Origin of the sequence: Salmonella sp. SJTUF14076 (assembly GCF_015534835.1) — a bacterium.
In the GTDB taxonomy this organism is placed as follows: domain Bacteria; phylum Pseudomonadota; class Gammaproteobacteria; order Enterobacterales; family Enterobacteriaceae; genus Salmonella; species Salmonella enterica.
This window is the reverse complement of record NZ_CP064675.1, coordinates 72,694-92,612: the sequence shown is the minus strand read 5'-3', so window position 1 is coordinate 92,612 and position 19,919 is coordinate 72,694. Positions and strand designations below refer to the sequence as shown.

General features: G+C 43.9%; 17 protein-coding genes. 6 read left to right on the top strand and 11 right to left on the bottom strand.

Annotated elements, in window-relative coordinates; translation table 11 throughout:
• Nucleotides 1-5: 5 nt before the first annotated feature.
• Genes HU143_RS23130 through HU143_RS23115 form a run of 4 tightly spaced genes read right to left on the bottom strand, consistent with a single transcriptional unit; the run spans nucleotide 6 to nucleotide 6,003 of the window.
• Entirely contained in the window at nucleotides 6-1,562 is a 1,557-nt protein-coding gene (locus tag HU143_RS23130) for a TnsD family Tn7-like transposition protein (protein WP_001324699.1), read from the bottom strand.
• 40 nt (nucleotides 1,563-1,602) lie between these two features.
• Nucleotides 1,603-3,051, bottom strand: coding sequence for an ATP-binding protein (locus HU143_RS23125; protein WP_001049180.1), 1,449 nt, complete (start codon nucleotides 3,049-3,051; stop codon nucleotides 1,603-1,605).
• Nucleotides 3,051-5,174, bottom strand: a complete 2,124-nt coding sequence (locus HU143_RS23120) for a transposase (protein WP_000351437.1) — start codon at nucleotides 5,172-5,174, stop codon at nucleotides 3,051-3,053. Before HU143_RS23120 ends, HU143_RS23125 begins: the two co-directional genes overlap by 1 nt.
• A complete protein-coding gene (locus HU143_RS23115) occupies nucleotides 5,161-6,003 on the bottom strand; it encodes a TnsA endonuclease N-terminal domain-containing protein (protein ID WP_000090707.1) in 843 nt (280 codons plus the stop codon). Before HU143_RS23115 ends, HU143_RS23120 begins: the two co-directional genes overlap by 14 nt.
• 752 nt (nucleotides 6,004-6,755) lie before the next feature.
• Here HU143_RS23115 and HU143_RS23110 point away from each other — a divergent pair.
• The gene (locus HU143_RS23110) at nucleotides 6,756-7,136 is read left to right on the top strand and encodes a hypothetical protein (RefSeq protein ID WP_001426317.1); all 381 of its coding nucleotides are present in this window, start codon (nucleotides 6,756-6,758) and stop codon (nucleotides 7,134-7,136) included.
• 57 nt (nucleotides 7,137-7,193) lie between these two features.
• Nucleotides 7,194-7,859, top strand: coding sequence for a hypothetical protein (locus HU143_RS23105; RefSeq protein WP_000490638.1), 666 nt, complete (start codon nucleotides 7,194-7,196; stop codon nucleotides 7,857-7,859).
• Nucleotides 7,860-7,902: 43 nt separating this feature from the next.
• Here HU143_RS23105 and HU143_RS23100 read toward each other — a convergent pair.
• Nucleotides 7,903-8,600, bottom strand: a protein-coding gene (locus tag HU143_RS23100; protein ID WP_095033700.1) for an IS1-like element IS1B family transposase whose coding sequence is annotated in 2 segments (ribosomal slippage) — nucleotides 7,903-8,351 and nucleotides 8,351-8,600 — 699 coding nt in all. Because the reading frame shifts where the segments join, the coding sequence is not laid out codon by codon here.
• Nucleotides 8,601-8,649: 49 nt separating this feature from the next.
• Here HU143_RS23100 and HU143_RS23095 point away from each other — a divergent pair.
• Entirely contained in the window at nucleotides 8,650-9,789 is a 1,140-nt protein-coding gene (locus HU143_RS23095; protein WP_324250255.1) for a DUF4113 domain-containing protein, read from the top strand.
• A gap of 45 nt (nucleotides 9,790-9,834) precedes the next feature.
• Here the strand turns inward: HU143_RS23095 and HU143_RS23090 are convergent, their stop codons facing one another.
• Complete coding sequence (locus HU143_RS23090; protein ID WP_000031377.1) at nucleotides 9,835-10,644, bottom strand: DsbA family protein; 810 nt, start codon at nucleotides 10,642-10,644, stop codon at nucleotides 9,835-9,837.
• A gap of 370 nt (nucleotides 10,645-11,014) precedes the next feature.
• Here HU143_RS23090 and HU143_RS24705 point away from each other — a divergent pair, with 370 nt between their 5' ends.
• The gene (locus HU143_RS24705; protein WP_001684081.1) at nucleotides 11,015-11,362 is read left to right on the top strand and encodes a hypothetical protein; all 348 of its coding nucleotides are present in this window, start codon (nucleotides 11,015-11,017) and stop codon (nucleotides 11,360-11,362) included.
• Nucleotides 11,363-11,421: 59 nt separating this feature from the next.
• Here HU143_RS24705 and HU143_RS24700 read toward each other — a convergent pair whose 3' ends face one another.
• The 3 genes from HU143_RS24700 to HU143_RS23070 all read right to left on the bottom strand — a co-directional run bounded on the left by HU143_RS24700 (nucleotide 11,422) and on the right by HU143_RS23070 (nucleotide 13,044).
• Nucleotides 11,422-11,682: a hypothetical protein gene (locus HU143_RS24700; RefSeq protein WP_001424629.1), complete on the bottom strand. Its 261-nt coding sequence runs from the start codon at nucleotides 11,680-11,682 to the stop codon at nucleotides 11,422-11,424.
• A 195-nt stretch (nucleotides 11,683-11,877) separates the two neighbouring features.
• A complete protein-coding gene (locus tag HU143_RS23075) occupies nucleotides 11,878-12,270 on the bottom strand; it encodes a hypothetical protein (RefSeq protein ID WP_000843244.1) in 393 nt (130 codons plus the stop codon).
• Between the two features lie 24 nt (nucleotides 12,271-12,294).
• Complete coding sequence (locus HU143_RS23070) at nucleotides 12,295-13,044, bottom strand: thioredoxin fold domain-containing protein (protein WP_000720274.1); 750 nt, start codon at nucleotides 13,042-13,044, stop codon at nucleotides 12,295-12,297.
• A gap of 147 nt (nucleotides 13,045-13,191) precedes the next feature.
• On the opposite strand from HU143_RS23070, the gene HU143_RS23065 reads away from it, so the two are divergent.
• Together HU143_RS23065 and HU143_RS23060 are read left to right on the top strand one after the other, a co-directional pair.
• On the top strand, nucleotides 13,192-13,731 hold the full coding sequence (locus tag HU143_RS23065; RefSeq protein ID WP_000494967.1) for a lytic transglycosylase domain-containing protein: 540 nt from the start codon (nucleotides 13,192-13,194) through the stop codon (nucleotides 13,729-13,731).
• 130 nt (nucleotides 13,732-13,861) lie between these two features.
• On the top strand, nucleotides 13,862-14,380 hold the full coding sequence (locus HU143_RS23060) for an HAD domain-containing protein (RefSeq protein WP_015059500.1): 519 nt from the start codon (nucleotides 13,862-13,864) through the stop codon (nucleotides 14,378-14,380).
• 107 nt (nucleotides 14,381-14,487) lie between these two features.
• On the opposite strand, the gene HU143_RS23055 is transcribed toward HU143_RS23060, so the two are convergent.
• Both HU143_RS23055 and HU143_RS23050 read right to left on the bottom strand, forming a co-directional pair.
• Complete coding sequence (locus tag HU143_RS23055) at nucleotides 14,488-15,777, bottom strand: HNH endonuclease signature motif containing protein (protein ID WP_001284752.1); 1,290 nt, start codon at nucleotides 15,775-15,777, stop codon at nucleotides 14,488-14,490.
• Nucleotides 15,778-15,957: 180 nt separating this feature from the next.
• Entirely contained in the window at nucleotides 15,958-19,911 is a 3,954-nt protein-coding gene (locus HU143_RS23050; RefSeq protein ID WP_046788498.1) for a conjugal transfer protein TraG N-terminal domain-containing protein, read from the bottom strand.
• Between the last annotated feature and the right edge of the window lie 8 nt (nucleotides 19,912-19,919).

Sequence of the window (19,919 nt, the reverse complement as noted above, 5' to 3'; positions counted from 1 at the left end):
CCCTCTTATTTAATTAGTTCCATTTTTCTGAGAAGTATCATTGTCATTGGTAGTTTATCTCTGTATTTCAAAAGCCAGCCATGCCCTCCCAGTAAAGCATCTAGACTTGTAAGTGACATCGAGTACTGCCCCTGAGATAAAACATCATTTATTAATGATGATGAGATAATATCTCTCTCGCTCCAGTCTACTCTTTTATTTTTATAGCATCGTATTGTTTTAGGAAGACAGGAATTAAGCCAGTCACATTCATGTTTATTTAGCCAATAGAAACTTGCATAACAACTTTCTTTGACTAACTTTCGTGTTATAGAAACGGATTGATTATGTATAAATCTTAATATTTTCTGCTTATGACGCCGTCTTAAAGAATCTTTTTTACATTTTTTACGCCATGAGCATAAACCGTAACAAGATGAAATTACAGAGGATACAGCTCCTTCCGATAATGAGTTTTTCTCAGCTATGGATGCCAGACTAAACCCCCTTACAGCCATAGACTTGATAAGCAATTCAGTGAATATATTAATTTTTGTGTTTCGCTTAAACGCCCTCAGGTATTTTTTATAAATAAGTGTTTTAATGTAACATCTGCTGCGACTAAATTCCTTCCCAAGGTTGCTAACACTAGTATTATTTTCAACTATATGAAAACTGTATTTCTTATGACTTTTAAAGATTTCTTTCTTTTTATTAGTACGACTTCCTGCATACGTTGGCCAGCAAGTATTTAACAAACAATAACAAAGCAAAAGATGCTTTGTGGGATGCTGACAACATTTGTCTTTGAGTATAGGCTCCCAGTAATGATAATCAGTTAGGGATGTTGGTATAAGTCCCGATGAACCCTCCCCAAATAACTGGCACTTAGCATAAACATGTGCGTAGAATACATTTTTCTTTAAATTTCCATCCAATGATAATAAATTCAACTTTTTAAGTACATCCATGTAATTGGGGTGTGTAATATCTTTTCTTCTGATTATATTTAGGGACTCATAACAAAACTTAGCAAAATCGAAGTCTATCTCATTGCTAAGTTGTTCTGTATACGAAACAGGAGGCATCAGTCCAATACGTATGTGCGGTGAAGAAGGGACATGGATGCTTTCAAGCGCTACCGGATGCCGATGGCAGGTTGTAACCCCATGAAGCTGATGCGCCAGATGCCAATAAGTAACACCATAATGAAAAGTATCTTCACGAGCGCAAACCGGGCAAAACTTCAATAGTGTGCGCTGCCCTAGTGAAAAATTACTAAGGCGGCACAATCGATTAAGCCTGGCAGGGGTCGTGTTGAAATCCATAATTTCATTACGACTGATTGGTAGTGCCCAGGCAAAAAGAGGGAGTAAAGTCTGTTCATGCCAGAGCTGATCTGCACTTTCGGATGTATGAAGAGAAATAGCCTTTAATCCTGAATTGAGAATTGGATGGACGTTCATATCAGGTTTGTTGAAAATGATCGTTAACAGAGAAGATGGGGACATACCGTACACGGTAGTTGTCCGACAAAACCGGCTGAACAAGGATTCATCAGGCAAAACAGGCAACATTCTCATTTCCCACACCTCTCTTTGACCGTTACGAACTGTTACCTCATTACAATTTATTAAGTGGATCTATATTTATAAGCCCGCAACGCTGAAGAGCATCGTAGGTATTTTTCTTTTCAGCTGTTCTGTTGATAACAAGATCGTGGTCAAGAGACAGTATTTTCTCGTCGAAATTGCGCAAAACCTCGTCTATTTTTCCTACGAATTCCTTGTGCTGTGGCCTGTCTATATCCCCAGGGATCAAAGACTTTAGGGACTTCTCTGCCATGATTTTAGCCGAAGCATCACCCTCATTAGATGCAGAGAGCCATTTAGCTTCCTCATCTTCAGTCGCGGCCCCCGGGAGTGGAGTATCCTTATATTCCTCCGTATGACTCACGAGTACCGGTACAGAGGCCGACAAGACTGCGCCAGTGATGATTTCATTGCCGCTACCGATAACCTTTAATTGTGCCCCCCGATAAATCATCTGAGCCAATCCAATATTGCCTTTAGATAAAATGAATAATTTTTCGTTTAACTCATCATTTAATGGAGTTTCAACATTTGTCCATTGTAATGGCCATAAATAATGAATAAACGATTGCCAGTCTTGTGAATCGTATCTAACATTCTTAATTTTCATGTAACCACCAGACTCTGCCCGCCTGGCAATTCTCATTTTCTTTGTCAGCGTCTCGTCAAAAGGATGATTTCCACAAAAAACCATAGATACCCCCATGGAATCTACAATTTCATGTAAAAAATCAATCAACTTACTCTCACCCCCGGTTCTTGAAAATTTAAGCCTCTGCATTTCATCAATAACAAGGATACCCAAAAATGATGATTTAATTCTTTGTGCAATCTGGCGAGCCAGAGCACCATTTCTAATCTCAGGTGTAGTTCGTTCAATACCAATTGCATCATCTAATTTTTGTAAAATCTCTTCACAAAGGTCTCTCACACTTGAATTGTATGGACAATTAATCTTTACCCATACAATTTGCTTACTGAAGCCGGGAAAAACTCCTTTATAGCTGCTGTGTTCTATAATCTGAGGGAAATGATCCATGACTTGCTCAATCATGGTAGTTTTTCCAGAACCACTCATTCCAACTATCGTAATAGTTTCAGCCTGGGATTTAAAATATCCACTTTCTGGCTCAATATCAGGACGCTCATTTCCATAGTAATGAAGATATTGAATTGTTCCGCTTTTTAAAGGATTACGAGCTGCATAGCTTTCCCTAAGTGCCCGTAAGATCATCTTATAAGCCTGGATAAGATTGGTTTGAGGGCAACGGAATTTCTTTATACGTTCGACATACTGCTCTCTAACATTCGCCGGGGCAGTCCAGCGGATTTTTTCGTCAATTTCGGGGAAATAACTCATTTCCAGAAGTACTTCATCTTCCGTAAGCGCTTCAGGAAGTGCTTCAATTAAGGGATTGCCACGATACTCAGGTAACTCCTGTTCTTTATATATCGCTGAAACGCGCCGTATAAGATTCATTATTCTGCGTCCTCAGTCTTCTTCTTACCTTTTAACCATCTTTGTTTCTCCTCCCGGCCAGGCAAAAGCAGAACATTACTGGATGAAGGAAGTAGGGGTTCAGATCTTCCATTAGCAACATGAGTTCGCCCTAATGAATCAAGTTCATTTTTCCTGTTCTTTTTAATATCTTTACCATGTACCCGGCGAGATTCGTATATTTCATTTAATCTTTCGTTACCTTTCCTGTTAAATTCATCTTTATTATTGATATTGCTGAGCGAATCCAGAGTAAATAAATTAATTTCTTTTTGAGTATCTACCCAATCAGCCATTACATCTGTATCAAGATGAGCTTTCCCTTTAAATACATCTCTTTTCTTAAGTAGGTAATGTTTTTTGAAAATGCTATTTTTGTCAAATCTTACATATATATAATCTACGCAATTGTCATCTATTCTTGCTTCACAAGTGGTTCTTCCAAATACTCTGACACCTGATGCAATTTCAGGATCACATTCATAAAAAAGATTATTGTACTGAATCCCACCGGCGGTAATGTTAGCGTTCACAGGGATTAACAATCGTGCGATCACTTCGTCGGCCCCAACGGCTCTTGCGCTGAATCTCCCGTGCTTTAAGCTTATCATCCAACTATTTTTTGGTGATATTACGAGATCATTTTCAATCAGTAAGGGATTGATATAAGCCAGTTCCTCATACGTTCTCTGATTATGTGCAAGTATCTCCCGAATCAGTAAAGACGTGACCTCCTGAATCGTTAAACAAGCCCTGGATTGCGGTGTTGGCTCTCCTTTAACAATCTTTCCCCTTCGTGTTGTTCCAATAAGCCTATGAATAACCTCATCATTCAGAATGCCGAAACAGCGTTCAACAATGCTTTTTCTGTCGCCTCTACCGACTGGCGCAAACTCAAGTTTTGTCAGGGGGGTCATCTCTTCCTGAGGTTTAAGACCAATCATCTCCCCGTTGTCACACATCAATGTTAATGGAATGTGAGAACAAGGCCAATCATCATCAGTAATAGAGATTCCAAATAATCTACAATATTCTTTTTTTGGCATAAAGCAATTTGCTAACGCTTGTCGGGCGGCTCGCCATGAAGCATGGTATAAAGAAACATGAAGGCCAACAATCATTCTTGTTGCACGATCCACCACTGTATAAATAGTAGGACGCCCAATGACTTTTCGTCTGTTTAAACTCGAAATAAGATGTACATCAGCGACAGTTGAGTCTATTTCGAAAACATCACCCGGCAAAACAGTTGTATTAGCCACACTACCTAAAAGCGCCCGCATTTTGAGGTCTATTTCTTTTTTCGTGTTCTTCTTATTTATCGAGAAATCTTTAGTGAAGAGTTTTTTATTCCAGTATGAAAATTGTTTTAAAGAAGGAACATATGGAGCTCTATTTTCTAGGTTTGCTGTTTTAATTTCATCCCTAAAATACAAATCAATATGTCTCTCTAATGTTTTCTTTATCGTATCTCCGTTAACTTTATAATGATACGTAATGAGAGATTTTCTAATATTATTTATATCTCTTTCATTAAGAATGAAAACACGTGATCGTTCATTAGGTAATGCTCTGTTTTTTTTGGAATTCCCAAGTTTAATTTCATGTTTGATTCTACTTTTCCCAGCGGCGCCACAGTTCGAGAATGCGGGTAGCAATGCATAAATATCCTGCCCATGTCGCCAATACAACGCCAGAAGCGTTCTGATAGTATATTGTGATATTTTTTTATTTCTTGAGTAATCCATTAAAAGGTGCGACTTTTTATGTAATGCATAGTCGAACAGAAACATTCTGTCATCTACAAGATCTTTAATGATATTGTAATTTTCATCTCGCCTTCCTCTGTCTTTATCTGTTAATTCTTTCTCATCTACTAACATATATGAAGGATATATATAATCTTTACAAGTTATGCTATTTGATTCAATATAATATTTAAACATTGAAAATGAGAAAGGGATTGGCTTACCCGTTCTTTCTGATTTTATTTTAAACAAAATTAACAAATCGACCTTTCTGTCAAAATCCAAAACACGGTAAAGTCCCTCTGCAAGCAAATCAGTGCCTTGAGAGAGCCAGACTGAATTCCTAATAATATCCATTTGCGTTCAGTCCTATATAGTGGTCATTGGAAATTATCTTTATCAGACCGGTTTCGAGTATTGGATATGATAAATCAACATTTATCATTTTTAATCCAATCATTGCCTGCAATAACATCATCGCTTCTTGTGCATCTACCCCAAAGATTGATGAAATCATTGCACGTAGTCCTACTATGGGATAAACATCTGGTTTAAGCTTCCATAGGATTTTATCAAGAGGATATTTATCATAAAATTCAGAACCATCTCTTAATACAGAAGTAGCCCAGCAAATGTTTTTACCGACGACGTTATTGAGTTCCGAGCCAACATAAATTTGAAACTCAACATCAATCAACTGCCAAAACATCCTCTCTATTTCAAGTTTTTGGGCTTCGCGTTCAGGTATGCTCTCGTTATGTTTTACTGCTATAGCTTTGTATCGAAGTCCGCCTTCAGGAGTTCTCAAGGTCAGTAAAAAATCGGTTGTCATAACATTCAGAACTTCGACAGGTACTCCTCTTACTCCCCTCACCATAGGATGTTGAAAATGTAGATGATTTGCTATTTGTTGGGTAAGCCGGAGAGGAAAGAGTGGGAATTGTTCCCGGATATCAATCACCGAGTCATTAAACTCAGCCAGATAGAAAAAGTTACTTTCGACAGAAGAAAGGAGATGATGGTTTCGAAACGTCTTAAGGCCAAAGACTATCGAACGGTTTCCACGGGATTTAACGTCCTGAGCTCTAAGCCAGGGCTGATAACTTTGGCCATAGCCCACTCCTATGCCGTCACCTAGCGCATTTTCATAATCCAAATAGGATTTGAGACGCCTACCCCTAGCCATGATCGTACCCTAAAAACGACATTGATACGTACCTATATGTGCATTTTATAGTCTCCAACCCTATAACCACACATTCAGTAAGTATACAACATTAGCGTCGTTTTTTGAGAATGGTTACAACTTTAGTGCTTTGTGTACAACTTTATTGTCCTCGGACAAGGACCCTATAAAACCTATAGAATTTACGTAGAAACGCGTTTAGTAAAGGCTTTACTAATTACTAATGACTAACATATTAGCACTTTCAGATATGCCAGCAATAACCCCAGCCAGTGAAATAATGTGATGAGCCCATTAATTGGGGGTAATCATTCTATCTGGTTGATATTTAACGCTTTTAATTGTCATCCTTATGTAAGCCTATGGGATTTACTCCTAATTAAATCCCATTGTATGAAAAATAGGCATTTATAAGCTTTCATGACGTGACGTTGTCACGTATATCAATGGAATTTAGTCACTAGTAAAGAGTTAACTAGTGACTATCTGCCTAATCGGTGTGCTTGAACGGTGCACTCCAGGGCGGATATAAAAATTGATGAGAGATATACAGAAAATGATGGACCGGCTTAATAAGCCAGCCTTTCTTGGGAGGATTGATGCTGCTGAACACGCTATAAAGCGAAAATGCCCCTTTTTAACCTATAGGTAGGGCACTATGAGTAAGATACAATCAAATCGCCAGTCAGATGGCTAATTTCATGATGACCAAAGCGGGCTATTTCAAGCGTTATCGCTGAGACGAGGCTTCAATGACAAGTACACTTGACCCATCACACAAGCAAATTGAAATGTGGCGCAGAGCTACCGGTTCCGAAGGTGGACTCGACGAATACCGCAACTGGGTTCTGGAAAATAGTATGAGATTTACAGCATACGGTATCCATACCGTTATCGTCGAAGGTGAGGCGAAGCATATAACAGCGCTTGATGATGTTACCCTCTGTAACGAGTGGGCGAAGCTTAAAAGAGAAAACAATAGGCTTTACGCAGCAAATGAAAAAATTTGCTCTGGCTGGCGTGGTTTTGTGTTGCGTTTGTTAGGAATAACACTGTCATGCAGAAAACCGGTCATCTTACTGGGGGCAGACGCGAAGAATCAAAATGATGCCGTGAAAGGGGCTGATTTGTAATTTTCAGGCGAGCCCACCGTTCTTAGAAAGCTGTTCTATGGGTATGTAAGGAAGATAATGTTCTCTGAACGCTCAGTACACTTAATCACTTCCTGTACAAAGGGCAAGAATCATCAGGGCCACGTCTGGCCGACATTGGACATAGATCCAAAACAAACCCCGGACGACGCAGCATATGCCTGGAGTAACATTGTAGACGACGCCAGAAGTAATCAGGCGGTACCGGCATTGTCCTTGTATTCAGGTAATCACTGGTCTACGGCAAAGGAAATTTTAAACTCAACCAGAAATCTGGAGTTGTGGATAATCTCTGCCGGGATGGGGTTTTTAAATAGTCGAGATCGGGTGCCCTCTTACGAGGCGACATTTCATCAAGTACCATTCAGGCATGATCTCTGGTGGAAAGCCATCACAAAATCACTAGGTAAGCATAACCGTTGCGCAACTATAAGCCAGTTAATGCAGTCCAGCCCGAATGATGAATATTTGATTGCGGCTTCGCCTGTTTATATTGCTGCTGTCCAGAATGACATCCTGAAGGGCATTGAGAGTTTGACTCATCCTCTTACGCAACTAACGATCGTGACATCAGGGGCATATGCTGGCCCACTTGAAGAATACTTAATTAAGAGTTCTTCAAGAATGATGAAAGAGCTAGAGTGCAATATGGTGTGCCTGAATATAAAACTGGCTCAATACATACTTAAAAGTGGTAGTCGTTAGAACTAGACTGTTAATGATACAATTCTCCGGTAATGACTCCAACTTATTGATAGTGTTTTATGTTCAGATAATGCCCGATGACTTTGTCATGCAGCTCCACCGATTTTGAGAACGACAGCGACTTCCGTCCCAGCCGTGCCAGGTGCTGCCTCAGATTCAGGTTATGCCGCTCAATTCGCTGCGTATATCGCTTGCTGATTACGTGCAGCTTTCCCTTCAGGCGGGATTCATACAGCGGCCAGCCATCCGTCATCCATATCACCACGTCAAAGGGTGACAGCAGGCTCATAAGACGCCCCAGCGTCGCCATAGTGCGTTCACCGAATACGTGCGCAACAACCGTCTTCCGGAGCCTGTCATACGCGTAAAACAGCCAGCGCTGGCGCGATTTAGCCCCGACGTATCCCCACTGTTCGTCCATTTCCGCGCAGACGATGACGTCACTGCCCGGCTGTATGCGCGAGGTTACCGACTGCGGCCTGAGTTTTTTAAATGGCGGAAAATCGTGTTGAGGCCAACGCCCATAATGCGGGCGGTTGCCCGGCATCCAACGCCATTCATGGCCATATCAATGATTTTCTGGTGCGTACCGGGTTGAGAAGCGGTGTAAGTGAACTGCAGTTGCCATGTTTTACGGCAGTGAGAGCAGAGATAGCGCTGATGTCCGGCGGTGCTTTTGCCGTTACGCACCACCCCGTCAGTAGCTGAACAGGAGGGACAGCTGATAGAAACAGAAGCCACTGGAGCACCTCAAAAACACCATCATACACTAAATCAGTAAGTTGGCAGCATCACCCTGGCTAAAAGCGTTGGTATTAAGCGTGGGACCCCAATTTTTAAGTGCAGGGATTTGATTCAGCAACACCAGATCGAAGTCCGGAGCTCTAACTTTACTTTGTATGAAGACTACTCAAATCGCTTCCATGAAACGCTGGAAAGCTTCGCGCCTCAATCGAGTCGATATAGCATAGATGAAAATTTCATGTTATTGAAAAACATGAACAAGATAATAGATTATGAAGATTACGGCCGGTTGATCAGAAGTACACTTCTTCATAATCTGTCCCTTACCTGTGGTGTGGGGTGTTCAAGCACCAAAACCCTGGCTAAATTATGCACCTATGCGAGCAAACGATGGGCAGCTACAGGCGGGGTTGTAGTTTTGACTGATCAGGCCAGGATCAGGAAGCTCCTGGGCCTTATCAGTACCAGAGAAATATGGGGTATTGGTCAAAAGATCAGTGAACGCCTGTCGGCTTTCGGGATCATCACTGCCGGTGATTTTTATAATAGCGACGTTCGCTTTTTACGTAAAAGCTTTGGCGTTGAAATCGAGCGTACCTGGCGGGAACTGCATGGCGAACCATGTTTCCGGCTGCATGAATCCCCTCCTGTCCGGCAACAGATTATCGTTTCCAGAAGTTTTGGTCAGCGCCTTAATGAGATAGGCAAGCTACATGAGGCAGTTTCATTTTTTACCGCCCGGGCGGCAGAGCAGCTGCGCAAGGATGGCTCGTGGACCCGTCAAATCACAGTCTTCATTCAGAGCAGCAATTATGCGCAAGGTGAAAACCGCTACAGCAATTGTGGTATCGAGCCGCTTACCGCTACACAGGACACCCGCGATCTGGTTGATGCAGCCATGACCATCCTGAACCGCATTTACAAACCCGGGATAGCGTATGCGAAAGCTGGGGTAATGCTCTCCGCTATGACTGACGGCACAGAGCAACTCAGCCTGTTTGATGAGCGCCCGGCCAGGCCTGGCAGTCAGGCACTGATGAAAGTTATGGACCGGTTCAATAAAGAAAAGCGCGGAGCTCTGTTTTTGCTGGGGGAAGGCATTCAACAGGATTTTCGTATGAAACAGGCCATGCTATCACCGAGATATACGACCCGCTGGGATGAATTACTCGTTGTAAAAGCGTAGCGGCCATGACCGGCATGGCCGTACTCATCAAAAGTGAAAGTAACTTTAGGCCCCGCGAGCTTTTTCGATTGCGCCCTGCAAAGTTGCTGCGTCCATAGCCCCGGGGATAAATGTGGTAGTCGCCGCATTCGGCTTTTTCATATTCATAATGATGAAGCCGGGTGTGCCGGTGATCCCAAGCGCTTCGCCCAGCTGCATGTTGCCGGAGATCACGTTTTCATATCGGTTTTTTTCCCTGTCAGAAAACGTGCTGTTAAACCCTGACTTATCCACCACAGTATTAAAGTCGCTGAGTTCGAATTTGCGTTGAGAGGTCATGAAGGTATGAGCCACAGCCATCAGGTTGTTGTGGTATTTACGATAGGCTTCAGCACCGAAATTCTGATAGACGTGCAGACCCGTAGCGGCCCCCATGGCAGATACAGGTTTTGAACCGGCAAAAATCGGGAATTCTTTAAAGAAGAATTTTACATCTTTGCTCTGATTCATTACCGATTCAACAACAGGTGTAACCCGCATGCAGTAAATACACTGATAGTCGAAGAACTCGATTACCGCGACGTCGGCGTCATCCGGGCCGATGTTTGGCGTCTCCTTGGTATCCAGCAGAGCTGGCGCATATGGAATTATTCGTTCCACTGAGGCACTTACGTTCTGATTTTCCAGCGCCTTACCTGCTTCCACTAAATAATGGGGATTTTTTACCAGGTAAGTAGCGGCAATTTTGCCAATTTCTTCCTCACTGAGCACCTTCGGTTTAAAATAAGTTGCCGCGATTAACGCCGAGGCAGCGGTAGCAATTACCGCAGAAATTAAAATCGTGGCCATCGGTTTTAAATAAAATTCTTTAGACATAGCTACCTTTATGCTTTTCAGCCTGTTAGTTATTAACCTGCGATGGATTATACTGGCCCGGTAAATCGGAATTATTCGTGAAACAATGCTTTTTGGAGATTAAAGGATGATTAGGCAGGGCTTTATACTCACAACCGCAATGCTTTTGAGTGGTTGTGGATATCATTTCGCAAACCAGGTAGATGCGTACGATCTAATGCCTCGTCCTGTTACAAATAAAAGGTTTCAGATAGTCCCTCCGGACGAAAGTATTCAGTCCAGAATGTTTTCAGGCCGTTTTGCTGATGGATTAGCAAAAAAAGGAGTCATTATTTCCACTCACCAGCCAGATTATGTGCTCAGGTTCCGAATGAGCAGCTCACAGGAGAACATGCAGTATAGCGAGCAGCTTCTTACTGGGGTGACAGGCTACGTTGTAGATAAAAAGACAACGAGAACTGACAAGCATGGCGAATCGCATACTGACTATGACTACAGGCCGGTCGATGGGGTAATAGGCACTGAGACGATGTCGCAGATGCACTATATGCGACAGCTGGATGTCGAGGTATACCCGTCAGCGAAAGGAGCAAAGCAGGTTCTGAAAGTGAGTATGCAAAGCAATGCACCTGTGCCGTCAGACAGCATTGCTTATTCAGCAATGATCGACGCCTTTACTGATAAATTTGATGCGCCGCTGCGTTCCGGAAATTATGTTGCAGTGATCCCCTGGAACTGAAAGCAGACGGCGGGAAGAGAATGTTCAAAAGTGACTTTTGGACACGCACATAAACGTGGCTATCGCCCTCCCCCATTAAAATCATAAAGTCGGTAAAGATCGCCCATCGTGATGGAATTGGGCTTATTAATGATTAGATACTGTAACTGTTCTTTATGTTGAGTACTGGCGGCTGCATTCATAAGCACTTCCAGGTAGAACTTGTAGCCTATGCTTCGCTCTGAATACATATACTGGAACTGCATCAGTAAAATGCCTGACATAACATACAACAGCAGCAGACTGAGTAACACAGTGCTATCAGGCTGTTCCAGTGCCATACTGACATACCCTGAACCCAGAATGCACAGAAGCCAACCCGTCATTAGAGCAGGCACCCTACGACTCAGACGTTCATAACAACGTTTTATTACGGGATCCCGGAGATACTTTTTGTCAGGTATCCCCGTTGCCCTGATGACGAAGTTACTGAGTATCGACATCTTTTTTCCTTCTGGACGCTCTCAGTCAATAAATCAGGCCAGGCGCTCATTGAAAGCTACCACGAGCTGCGAATCGGGATTTTTTACCAGTTCGGGCCGGATAACTTTTAGTTGCCTCGTTGGGGCGAGCTCATCTGTAGGCCTGATGGTGGTATTACCCGGCCCCTTGCGGGTACTGTCGGTGTTTACCTTGAGCTTTTTATTTCCCAGGTAGCTTTCCATCTTTTTAGAGATGGTGTCACCTGTGGTCGCAACACCAGAGAGTTCCTTTAGTTGTTCACCTTGATCCATTTGTACCGATGACATCAGAAATACGATTCCTGGATCGTTTTCCGTTCCACAGGCTCCGTACTGACATTGTGCAGCGAAAACGGGCTGTACACCTACAGCAACCAGCATTAACGTACTCAGTAAAGTAGATTTCATACACACCTCTTACAGTCGGAAAAGTTACTTTTGCGCAGCGCCCATTTGGGTCACCAGGTTTTCCGGGCTCAGCCACCCCGTAAATAACTGCGGTTTGCCGCTTAGTGTCACCATGGTAGGAGTACCTTGCAGCGGGATTGTTGAGGCCACCTGGAAATGCGATTTGATAATGTTTAAGCAAGCCTCATCAGGACGTCCTTCCGGGATAGTTGAAACCGGATTCATCGCTGCATCCAGAGCTTCGTTTGGCTTTGCTGAACACCAGATTTTGGCCATGTTCCCGGCTACTACCGAGTTCAGTCCTGCACGTGGGAATGCAAGAAACTTAATCGAAATACCGGCATCAAGATAAGACTTCAGATCATGATGCAGTTTTTGGCAGTATCCACAGGTTATATCGGTAAAGATAGCAAGCCGGTATTTTTCGTTTGGTGATTTGTAGTCGATGGATTTTGTTTTGGATGCGAATTCCCGGACGCCCATTAAAATGGCCTGCTCAGTGGTGTTTACCACATCTTTACCTTTCACGTGGAATAAGCTTCCGGTAAAAATGTAATCTCCGTCTTTGCTCACGTAACTTACCCCCTCCCTGGAAATCACCGTAAAAATATCTTTTACTGGCGAGGGTTCGACGTGCTCGATTGAAAGCCCAATGGCTTTGAGCTTATCCCGGGCTGCATCTGGCAGTACCATTGTATTAACCGGCTCGGCATTCATCGTGAAGGCGGTACTTAATGAAAGAAGTAATACCGATGCCTTAATAATTTTTTTCATTTATGCTCCTTGAATCGAGCACTAATATTATCACGCCCAAAAATTCCAGAATTTTGCTTAAACGCTTAAATCAACGGGTAAAGCCGAAAGAAAGTCGATAGATATATGGGAGAATAGATAAAACGTAGATTCAGTGGAGAAATCGTTGTGTTTACACCACCAGCAGATGATGTGAAACCTATTCCCGTTCCTGATGAGATTTACACTCAGTGCATTACGGATGCCGCCCGCTTCTTCGGAATTGATGCCGAACTGGTTTTTACGTTGTTTGACAATGAAGGCGGTAAGGTTGGTACTTTCAGCAGGAATACTAACGGCACTTATGATATTGGCCCGATGCAGATCAACTCATCCAATCTGCCTGAAATAAAAAAGCATTTCCCGACTGTAACGTGGCGGGTTCTGGCTTACGATGCTTGCGCTAGTTTCTGGGTTGGAACATGGTGGCTCTACAGAAAAATTGTTGATCGCAAGGGCAATGTGTTTGAAGGGATTGCAGATTACAACAGCAAAACCCCAAAGGTACGTGCAAAGTACATATTTAACTTCATGGTAAAGTACAATCGCCGGATCCAGCAGCGTAACGGGATGGGTGAGCTTTATCAATGGACCCAACAACCTCCTCGATACAATGGCCATATAGCTAAAAATGTCCCGGAGCAAAACCCGACTCCTGTTGTTAAATAAATTCAACCTGATATTACAGAAGATCATCGAGTAGCTTGGGTACCCCCCCGCAAAAAATTCGCATAGACTCAGGGGTAATAAATTGTCTTTTTCTGCAAGAAATATATTTAAGATTCTCTCTTCTTTCTTGATGCAGAAAAGCCCTCTTCATGAAGAAGTATGTGTTCCTGAAGAAACAACAGCTGGTTTATGGGGCCCTCTCCCTGATTCGCATGTCGTGCTTTTCTTAGATTTCGATGGGGTTTGTCACAGGTGCAAAAATGAAACCTTTGAGCGAATGCCATTGGTGGAAAAATTACTGGATAAATGCCCTTCCATGGTGATTGTCATCTCCAGTTCGTGGCGTGAATGTGCCAGTATAACTTACCTGAAATCTCTTTTCCGGCTACCTTATAGAGACAAAGTCATAGGTGCTACCGATTCGGTATATTTAAAACCTAATCAGTCAGGTGTGCGGGCTGCTGAGTGTGAGGACTTTGTATTTTCACATCGAGTTAAAGCATTTATCTGCCTTGATGACGACGAATCATTATTCCCGGTCGGTTATCCACATTTGCAAAAAACCAATTATTACACCGGCCTCACCGAATCTGATCTTGCAGCTCTTAACACCAGGTATCATCTGCTTATGAAACGTTGGGCTTCCTGAATTAAAGTAACTTTTACGGAGAGCATGCCCGCATTATCAGTTCTATGCTTCTCCATTTCTGCCCCGGGTCAAAGCATTGCACAGTTGGAAGAAAACATGCCGGTCTCTTAAGCTTGCTGCTCAGTTTGGTTCCGGTGCTGAAAAACCTGCCAACGGTGCTTTAGGAATTCAGTATTGATGGGTTTACGCAGCGGCTTAATAAACTCTCCTTGATATGCCGCTAAATCATGATCTACCGCCAAAGCTTCAGCGAGAATGTTAACCTCCAACGTCACCGGATGAATGGCAATCATGTTTGCGTCGAAAAGATCGTGTATATCATGGCGTAAGAGCAACCCATTTGTATAATGGTCTACTCCTCCGTTACGATGCTCCATCAGATGAGCAGCCTCAGTGCGCTGGCGCAGTCTAGAGCCTGTAATCACACATTGGTCATAACAGTTGTTGCGGACGGCTTCTGCAAATGAGGCCTGATCTGGTCGTGTCTCGACAGTTGTCTTACTACCCTTACGCTTACCCGGTACAGTAGTTTCATCAGGAATATTCGGCTGAAGCTCCTTTTCTTCTATACCATCAGTCTTCATAGCGACCATAATCGCGGCCGGTGGAGATTTAGGCTGATCTTCCTGCGATCTTTCGCGGCCACCAACTGGATACCCTAGAAAACCCTCAATGATCTCTAGTGGAGGTAATGTAGCGTTTGAACGTGCATAAATAGCGAACTCTGCGGCACGTCCGCCGGGAATATATCTACGTACCAGTATTGGAAGAGAGGCTTCTTCATCTGGTTCCTCTTTTTCCGACAGGATTATTCGTTCGGTGAGACGGGCTGAATTTTTTTTCATTTCACTCAACAGTCTATTGCGTTCTTTTACCTTTCGGTCATTATCCTCCAACATCTTACGATGACTAACCTTAGCCAGATGGTCTTCCAGTTCCTGTATATATTCGGGATCGATAGTGTCAATTAGACCGAACGCCATCAACCGCTCCCCCCTTGTTTTACAAGATTCTAGCCGAACGCGAATGTACTCCTTACGCTTGGCCATCAAATGTTCTTTTTGTTTTTTTTCTCGAATTACACGGAGCTGAGTATTGTAATTAGAATAAACGGTTTCGCTATTCTGCTCTGTCTCTAGAGCAAATTTTTGTAGGTGTTCACGTAGTTTTTTACGGGTATTTTTGGGGGCATGCATTACGGTACGCTCAATGTATGAGCCTGTGCAGCGTAAAGAAAGTACAGTTTCAGCATGGGAATAACCAGCATTGAGACGATAGCGGGCAATTTTAAGCAAATTATTAAAGTGTGCACCATTACATATACCTAGTTCTTCCAAGACACGACGTTCTCTATCATTAATAGATGGATGGTTAATATCTTTTACTTTGTTTGCCATGTCCTGTGTCTCAGTGCCTATTCAGCCGGAACATCTACTACATAAAGAACGAGATTGTACAGAAATCAGCTAAGTTTATGAATAAAAAAGGCCGCAAATTTATACTTTGCGGCCTTCACTGTTTAACACCATATTTTAGTAAATACGTTTAATTTTCATTAGGTTATATTTGAAACTCACCTACCTTTTATTTTCATTAAGCCACTGATCCGCTTTATCGACACGTGACTGGTAAGGCTCATTTGTGTTGCTCAGCTCTGACTTCATGTACTGAATGAATTCATCTGCTTTCTGAGGCCCAAAGCGTGGGTCATCCGTCAATTGCTGCCGGATAGCCCTTTCAGAGTTCTGCGCTGCATTCGCATAAGTCGAAACGCCGTCGCTGCTAATACTCTGATACCGGTCACTTACAGCTGCGACGCCATCAGACATCTGCATGTGATTAAGGACTTTACCCTGGAGAGAATCAGGCATATTTGCAGGGTTAGAGGCATCATTTGCTATCGATGTCTGGGTTTGAAGGATGCCCGCTCCCGTAAGCATCTCATTTACCGGTTTCGCCCCAACGCTGGTTAGCGTATCCGAAACAAATTGCTGGCCCCCGAGTAGCGCACCAGAAATCGCGCCCCGCTCAGTGTTGGCCTCTATCTTTTCCCCAACCAAGCGATCTGTGACGGTCTGAGTGCGGTTACCAACGAGACCACCGCCCGACCCACCCTCTCCTAGGTTTGCCCGTACGACTGACTCAAGTGAACCATCAGCTCTGTTATGAGTGTTGAAACTGCTATGGATGCTCTGAACGTCATTCATACTCCAGTTAACGTTATAGTTACCCAGTTCATTAAGGATCTTCTGGGTATCCGCTTTGAGCTGCTCTCTTTCGGCACCGGTAGCCATGGTGCTGGCACCATAGGTAAAGACAGCTTGCTGTGCCAATTCAGCTCGCTTATCGTCCCGGCTTAAGTTCGGGTTGTTGGCAACACGACTAAAGTAGTTATCAGTGTTATTAGATAAGCCACGAACTTGACCGCTCTGATACATACTGTTCAAAGCAGTGGCTCGTTGATCCATTCCATCACCAACCACCCGACCTCCGGTAGCCTTTTCCAGATCGTTAAATGTGCCTTCTGCATTTCTGACATCCTGACCTGAATTGACGACTTTCTCTACACCCTGATTATTCAGTACAGGGCCATTCGTTTTGAGAGAATTGAGCACATTCCTTTCTTCATCAGAATAAGTGCGGCCCACGTTGTTGTTATGTATTCCCTGAATATCGCCTTTGCCCGCGTTATCAAGGTTATACGGAGTAAAGCCAGCTTCACTTTTTCCAGGGACACGCTGAGTCGCGTCCTGAGCGTTGGAGGAAAGACCGAGTTTAGCCTGCGAATCAACACTTCCACCCAGTTCCCCTACGCGTGACGCACTCATCACGCCAGACGTATTTACGCTGTCAGGAGTTCTATCCTGTGCCTGAGTGATAGTATTAATTCCTGACCCTTCGCCTGAAATTCTGTCGAGCTGATTGGTGATAGGTAGCAGCTGCTGTGCATTACCACCGAAGTCGGAAACCAGACTTTTAAGCAGGCTGGAGGTTTCACGGAGATCCTGTTTATTACTTTCGGCCGTCTCTCCCCGGGCGGTATCAATCGCAATTTTTTGCTCACTGAAATCTCGTGTTGCAGCCACAAGCGCGTCAGTACGTTGAAGCTGCGAACCAAGCTGATTACTGGCCTTGAAGGTATCGTTATAGGAGTTGAATTTCTCCATAAACGCATTCTCATCCAGCCCATTCTTACGAGCAAAATTCCTTACATCATCATCACTGAAGTTTTTGTTGCGAATAGAATCGGAGAACCTGTCCAGGTTAATGCTTTGTTTAGAATCAAGGCTCATTCCACTATTGGAGCTGGCGTTAGTCGATACCGATGTAGAAATGTTTTGCGCCATCGTCTGTGTCGCCTGGTTCATTTTCGACGATGCTTCTTTAAACGCATTAGTATTGGATATCTGATCGCTGCTTACCTGAGACGCCGCTTTACTGAACTGGTCAGTCAAAGCAGAATCCTGGCTAAGCTGATTCGTGATTGCTTTTGAAAGGTCATTTGAAAGCGAGTCACTGCCTGTATTGGTCTTAGATGCGCCGCTACTCAATTGCCCTGCTACAGCTGCTTTCAGCCCGGCTCCGTTGCCAGTTCCAGCACCTCCATTAAGCCCAGCGTTTAGAATAACATTTGAAGCAATGCTGGCCATCTGAGACGCACTCACCCCATGTTTCGTTGCAATACCTTCTGCTACAGAGGCACCAATCTTATCCGAGATCTGCTTCATTGTTTGCAGGTTGGTTGAGAACTGCTGGCTCGACTGTCCTGACCTTCCAATTTCACTCATCTGACTGTAACCAGCCTGGAATGAATTACTTGCCGCACTCATAACTGATGAGGTTACAGCTGATCCTTGCCCCTGGCTGTTAGCGATACTTGAACCAGCATTCCACATTCCAAGACGGAAATTACTTGAATCAACTGCGCCGCCATCGCTGTATCCCTGACCGGTACTGGTCAAGGCGGTTCGTGTCACGTCACCAAATGAAGATTTACCGCTGTTAGGGCCATCCCATACTTTGGGCGTTACATGACCAGTATCCACCGGCGCATCGGGGGTCACTCCCTTAACCGCATTCATCATCGGGTGAATCGACTGTGTCATCAGGAATAATGTGAGTACCGGAATCAGAGCATAAAGCGCGGAAGCAACAGACAGGTATGAACTGTATGTTTCCGCAAGCCCTGGGAGCCCCATCCACGTGACGGCATTATTCTGGCTGTTGAGGGTGCTCCAGGTATCCAGATCGGCCGTCGCGACTTTCTTCACATACGCGTTGACCATTACTGCCGTAAGCGGCCACATATTCACGAAGAGAATAAGTTGCAAATATTTCGCCGCAGCGGCAACACCATTACCACCTAACGCCAGCAGCATAAGCAAAGCAAATGGAGCAACCATGTAAGCAAACATCTCAAGGAATGCGATTGCTGCTCCAGACAGTTGTAACCACAACTGGCCCTGTGAAGCCATTGTGTTGGTTCGCTTCAGAGAAGCCTCAAACAACTGCATATCGGAAGCCAGACTGAGTGGGGTCTTATATTTGCTTGCGCCATTTCTGAGCTCATTCATTATGAACAGGTTCAGGGTGGCGTCATACGAACCAATAGCCTTACCGTACATACCATTTGCTGACGCCATAACATCAGTAAAACTTGCGCCGGTAGGTGCACCATTTGCTTCGTCTGGAGTAAGGATGCCGTTTGTCTGTCCTATAAGGGAAATAGTCTGGCGAGCTTCAGCTGTACTGGTAACCTGTTTCACAGTTGACCAGACCTCATCACACGTACCAGATTTTGAACCGTTAGCGCCAACAATACTGGCAGAGGCATTCTTCAGTGCGCCTTTCATCGCCTGATTAATCCGGTCCATGCTATCTGCCAGATTAGCTGAGAAAATATCGTTAAAAATAGTTTCTTTACCGGCAATATTTGCGCTTGAGTTTTGGGTAGCCTTCAGGCAGTTGTATGCAAGAGACTGAACGGTAGCACATACGTTCATTGGCCCTAGCCCGCTGGCCGGTTCAGGAAATGCAGAACAGTAGCCCTGGCTATCGCCGCCCCATTGCAAAAACTTCACGAATCGGATCATCGGACCGAGGGTGATGTCATCGTCCAGAGTTGTTGCAGACAGGTCCACCGGAGAAAGCGGATCAAACGCAGTTTTATAATCCTTCAGCAAACCCTGGCTTAAGTTAGTGGTGACGGTGGCCATCGCAGCAATAAAAATTGGAATTCCGTCGACGTTTCTGACCTCTCCCGACTTTACAGATTCAATAGTTACATCCACTCGAACCATTGCCATCATGAAAAGGATCAACCCCAAAAACCAGGAGAAAAACGGTAATTCATTTTTGGTCGGAGCCTGAAGCCATAGCCACGTTTTATAGAATAGGCTCACACCTGCTACAACGGCGGCCGTGGTCAGGAACTCTTTTACACCAGTATATTGAGAAAAGATTAGGGCAATACCGGTAAAAGCCGACCAGACAAAATCAATATCACCCAGGGTATATATGTTGTAATCCATGTCAGACC